Origin of the sequence: Streptomyces sp. CB01881 (assembly GCF_002953255.1) — a bacterium.
Taxonomy (GTDB): Bacteria; Actinomycetota; Actinomycetes; order Streptomycetales; family Streptomycetaceae; genus Kitasatospora.
In genome coordinates this window covers 10,313,845-10,318,508 of record NZ_CP026498.1, presented here as the reverse complement: position 1 = coordinate 10,318,508, position 4,664 = coordinate 10,313,845, and the positions used below count along the sequence as shown (strand labels likewise).

General features: G+C 74.2%; 3 protein-coding genes. All 3 read right to left on the bottom strand.

What is annotated here, in order from left to right:
• Positions 1-157 precede the first annotated feature (157 nt).
• On the bottom strand, positions 158-2,623 hold the full coding sequence (locus tag C2142_RS34370) for a SpoIIE family protein phosphatase (protein ID WP_148646783.1): 2,466 nt from the start codon (positions 2,621-2,623) through the stop codon (positions 158-160).
• 148 nt (positions 2,624-2,771) lie between these two features.
• The gene (locus C2142_RS34365) at positions 2,772-3,392 is read right to left on the bottom strand and encodes a TetR/AcrR family transcriptional regulator (RefSeq protein ID WP_148646782.1); all 621 of its coding nucleotides are present in this window, start codon (positions 3,390-3,392) and stop codon (positions 2,772-2,774) included.
• A 180-nt stretch (positions 3,393-3,572) separates the two neighbouring features.
• Positions 3,573-4,664 (bottom strand): AMP-binding protein (locus tag C2142_RS34360; protein ID WP_241002948.1); only part of this gene is annotated, 1,092 nt, incomplete at its 5' end.

Sequence of the window (4,664 nt, the reverse complement as noted above, 5' to 3'; positions counted from 1 at the left end):
CTGCTGCGCAGCCTGCCGCGCGCCATCGCGGACTCCGCGCCGCAGGAGACCCCCGTCCCGGAGAAGGCCGGGGTGTGACGGTGGGGGTGTGACGGTGGGGGTGTGACGGCCGGGGCGCGGGTCCGGCCGGGTCGGACCGGGCCTGACCGGGTCGCCCTCAGACCGTGCCGAAGGGCAGTTCGAGCTCCGCCCAGACCACCTTGCCGTCCCGGGTGAGCCGGCTGCCCCAGCGCTGCGCGAGCTCGCTGACCAGGAACATGCCGCGGCCGCCCTCGTCCTGCTCGGCGAACGGCCGTAGCTGGGGCGTCTGCCCGCCGGCGTCGGAGACCTCGACGGTGAGCACCCGGTCCCGGAAGAGGCGGAGCCGGCGCGGGGCGTCGGCGTGCAGCAGGGCGTTGGTGACCAGCTCGCTGACCAGCAGCTCCGCGTAGTCGGAGAGCGCCGACAGGCCCCAGCCGTCGAGGGTGGCACGGGTGAAGCGGCGGGCCTTCCCGGGGAGCCGGCCACCGCCGGTGAGCGGGAGGGTGGCGATCCGGTCGGCGGGCAGCGGCAGCACCCGCGCCATGATCATCGCGATGTCGTCCTCGGTGCCGTCGGTGACCAGCGCCCCGAGGACGGCGTCGCAGCTCTCCTCCAGGGTGCGGCCGGGGCCGGAGAGGGTCCGGGCCAGCAGGTCGATGCCGTCGTCGAGGTCCTGGCCGCGCCGCTCGACCAGGCCGTCGGTGTAGAGGGTGACCATGCCGCCCTCGGGGAGGGCGAACTCGATCGACTCGAAGGCGACGCCGCCGACGCCGAGCGGGACGCCCGGCGGGACCTCCACCCTCCGGGCGGTGCCGTCGGGACTGACCCAGACGGGCGGCAGGTGGCCGGCCGAGGCGACCTGCACGGTGCGCTCCAGCGGGTCGTAGACGGCGCAGATGCAGGTGGCGAACTGGCCCTCGCCGATGCCGGAGGCGGTCTCGTCCAGCCGGGTGAGCACCTGTTCGGGCGGCATGTCCAGGGTGGCGAGCGTACGGGCGACGGTGCGCAGCTGGCCCATCGTGGCGGCCGCCCGGATGCCGTGGCCCATCACGTCGCCGACCACCAACGCCACCCGGCCGCAGGAGAGCGGGACGACGTCGAACCAGTCGCCGCCGACCTCGCTGACCACGCTGCTCGGCAGGTAGCGGTAGGCGATCTCCAGGCCGAGCGTGCGGTGGATCTCCTGCGGCAGCAGGCTGCGCTGCAGGGTGAGCGCGGTCTCGCGCTCGCGCCGGTAGAGCCGGGCGTTGTCGATGGCGAGCGCGGTGCGGGCGACCAGCTCCTCGGCGAGGGCGACGTCGGCGGCGGTGAACGGCTCGGGGTTGCGCATGCGGATGAACTCGGCGCCGCCCAGCACCATGCCGCGGGCGGCCATCGGCACCATCAGGTACGAGTGGATGCCGGCCTCGATGCCCGGCCCGACCCGCTCGGGGGTGGCGACCAGGCCGCGCAGCACCTCCTCGTCCACGTGGGCGCGCACCAGGGGGCGGCCGCTGCGAAGACACTGGGTGTAGCTGCGCTGGGGCGCGTACTCGGTCACCTCGCCGACCGTGTCGACGGCGTGGACGAGGCCGGACTCGTAGGACTCGCCGACGGCGACGGCCCGCAGCTGGACGGAGCGGTCGTCCGGGATGGGCGTCGGCTCGGCGCCGCGCAGGACGGGTTCGAGCAGGTCGACGGTGGCGAAGTCGGCGAACCGCGGGACGACGGCCTCGATCAGCTCCTCCGCGGTGCGCTGGAGGTCGAGGGTGGTGCCGATCCGGGCGGTGGCCTCGGCGATGGTGGCGAGACGTTCCTGTGCCCGGGAGGCGCGGGCCTCGGCCCGGAAGCGTTCGGTGACGTCGATGATCGAGGAGCAGACGCCGAAGACCCGGCCGGTGGAGTCCTCCAGCCGGAAGTAGGACGCGGACCAGGCGCGGTCGCGGCGCGGGTCGCCGGGGACGCGGCCGTGCGAGCGGGCGTCGACCACGGGCCGGCCCGTGATGAGCACCTGTCTCATGGTCTGCTCGATCTCGGCGCTGTTGATGCCGGGCAGGACGGCGCTGATCCGGCGGCCGAGGTGGTCCTCGACGGGGACGCCGTTCATCCGGGCGAGCGCCTCGTTGAGCCGCACGTAGCGCAGGTCGGTGTCGTAGACGGCCATGCCTATCGGGGACTGGCCGAAGATGCCGTCGAGGACGGCGAGGTCGGCCTCGACGCGGTGCAGCGCCTCGGTGTCGGAGGCGGTGGCGAGCAGCAGCAGGGTGCCGCCGGGACCGGCGATCGGGTAGGTGCGCAGTTCCAGCTCGACCAGGTGGCCGTCGCGGTGGCGGACCTGGAAGACCCCGGACCAGCCCTTGCCGCTCAGGATGCGCTCGAACAGGGCGAGCACCTCGGGGCGGTCGGTCCGGTCGGTGAAGAGCCGGGCCGCGTAGCTGCCGACGGCCTCGTCGGCGGGGTAGCCGAGCAGCGCCTCGGCGTCCTCGCTCCAGTGCAGGATCAGGCCGTCGTCCTGGAGCAGGGCGGTGGCGAGCGGGACGAGTCGATGGCCGTCCAGGCGTGCGGGGGCTCCACCCGGTGCGGGGCCGGCGGCGTCGGTCGCATCCCACTCGTGTCCGTGCATGATCAGGCAGCACCCCGGTTCGGCTCGTGCCCGGCCGGGCGGGCATCACGGTGCGTGCCGGCCGGGTTCTTCTCCAGACTGCACGGACATCGGCCGCCCGGCGACCCCTTTGGTCAGGGGAGGTTCCGGTCGTCCAGGTGTACGGGCGTCATGGGCGTACCGGCCGCAGCGTACCCTCAAGAACGCTTGCCCACTGCCTGATCACTCCGGATCGTCTGGCACTGTCGTCGGTCAGCAGGTTGGCCAGTCCGAGACCGCGCGCCATGTCGAGGGTGGCCTGGACCGTTTCGCGCACTCCGGGCACGGTTTCGTCGGCTCCGAGGAACTCGACGGCGGCCCGGTGGGCCTCCCGGCCGACGTGGCCCTCCAGCGCGACGATCCGCTCGCGCAACGGCTCCTCGGTGGCGGCGGCGACCCACAGGTGCAGGGCGGCGCGGAACTGGGGACCGGTGTAGAGGCGCACGATCATGTCGACGACGGCCTCGGTACGGGCGGGCCCAGGGGCGGGCAGCTCGTCCGCGTGGGCGCGGACGGCCGCCAGCCGCTCGGCGGTGACGTGCTCGACGGCCGCGGTGAACAGGTCCTCGCGGGTCGGGAAGTGGTGCTGGGCCGCGCCGCGGGAGACGCCGGCGCGCTCGGCGACGACGCCGACGGTGGAGCCGTTCCAACCGACCTCGGCGAGGCAGTCGACGGCCGCCGCGAGCAGCCGCTGCCGGGTGGCGCGGCTGCGGTCCTGCTGCGGGGTCCGGGCGGCGGGGTGGGTGGTCATCGGCGGCGGCTGGTCCTGTTCGTGCGGCGGCTCGGCGGGGTCGATCCTCGCAGATCTTCGGGTGCCTCCCCACGGCCGGGCCCGGCACGGCGGGCGGGGCCCGGCGGGGGGCCGGCGGGGCATTGCGGCGTCAGCGGGGACGTGCGGCGTCGCGGGGACGTGCGGGGTCAGCGGGCGGGGTCAGCGGGCGGCCTCGCGGGCGCGCAGCTCGCGGCGGAGGATCTTGCCGGCGGGTGACTTCGGGACGGCGTCCAGGAACTCCACGGCGCGCACCTTCTTGTACGGGGCGACCTGACCGGCCACGAAGGCGGTGACCTCCTCCTCGGTCAGCGTGCTGCCCGGGGCGCGGACCACGAAGGCCTTCGGGCTCTCGGTGCCCTCCGCGTCGGTGACGCCGATCACCGCCGCGTCGGCGATCCCGGGGTGGCCGAGCAGCAGGGCCTCCAGCTCGGCGGGTGCGACCTGGTACCCCTTGTACTTGATCAGCTCCTTGACCCGGTCGACGATGTACAGGTAGCCGCGCTCGTCCACGAACCCGACGTCGCCGGTGTGCAGCCAGCCGTCGGCGTCGACGGTGGCGGCGGTGTCGGAGGGCCTGCCGAAGTAGCCCTTCATCACCTGCGGGCCGCGGATCAGCAGCTCGCCCGGCTCGCCGGGGCCCAGGTCCCCGTCGGTGCCGTCGAGAGCGGCGACCCGCAGCTCGGTGGAGGGGACCATCCGGCCGACCGAGCCCGGCGAGGGGTCGGTCTCCACCGGGGAGACGAGGTGGGAGACGGGCGACAGCTCCGTCATGCCGTAGCCCTGGAGGACGTGCGGCAGCCCGAGCCGGCGGGCGCAGACGGCGCCCAGCTCGTTGTCCAGCGGGGCGGCCGCGCAGAGCAGGTACTCGACCGAGGAGAGGTCGAAGTGGTCGACGACCGGGTGCTTGGCGAGGGCGAGGGCGATCGGCGGGGCCACGATCAGGGCCTGCACGCGCTGCTCCTCGATGGTGCGGCAGAACTGCTCCAGGTCGAAGCGGGGCAGCACGACCACGGTGGCACCGCACCGCAGCGGCTGGTTCAGCAGGGCGGAAAGACCGTAGATGTGGAAGAAGGGCAGGACGGCGAGGATCCGTTCGCCCTCCCCCGGGTGGAACAGCGCGTCGGTCTGGGCCAGGTTGGTGGCGATCGAGCGGTGGGTGAGCATCACGCCCTTGGGCAGGCCGGTGGTGCCGCTGGAGTAGGGCAGCACGGCGATGTCGCTGCCGGGGTCGATCGCGGGCTTCGGGGCCTG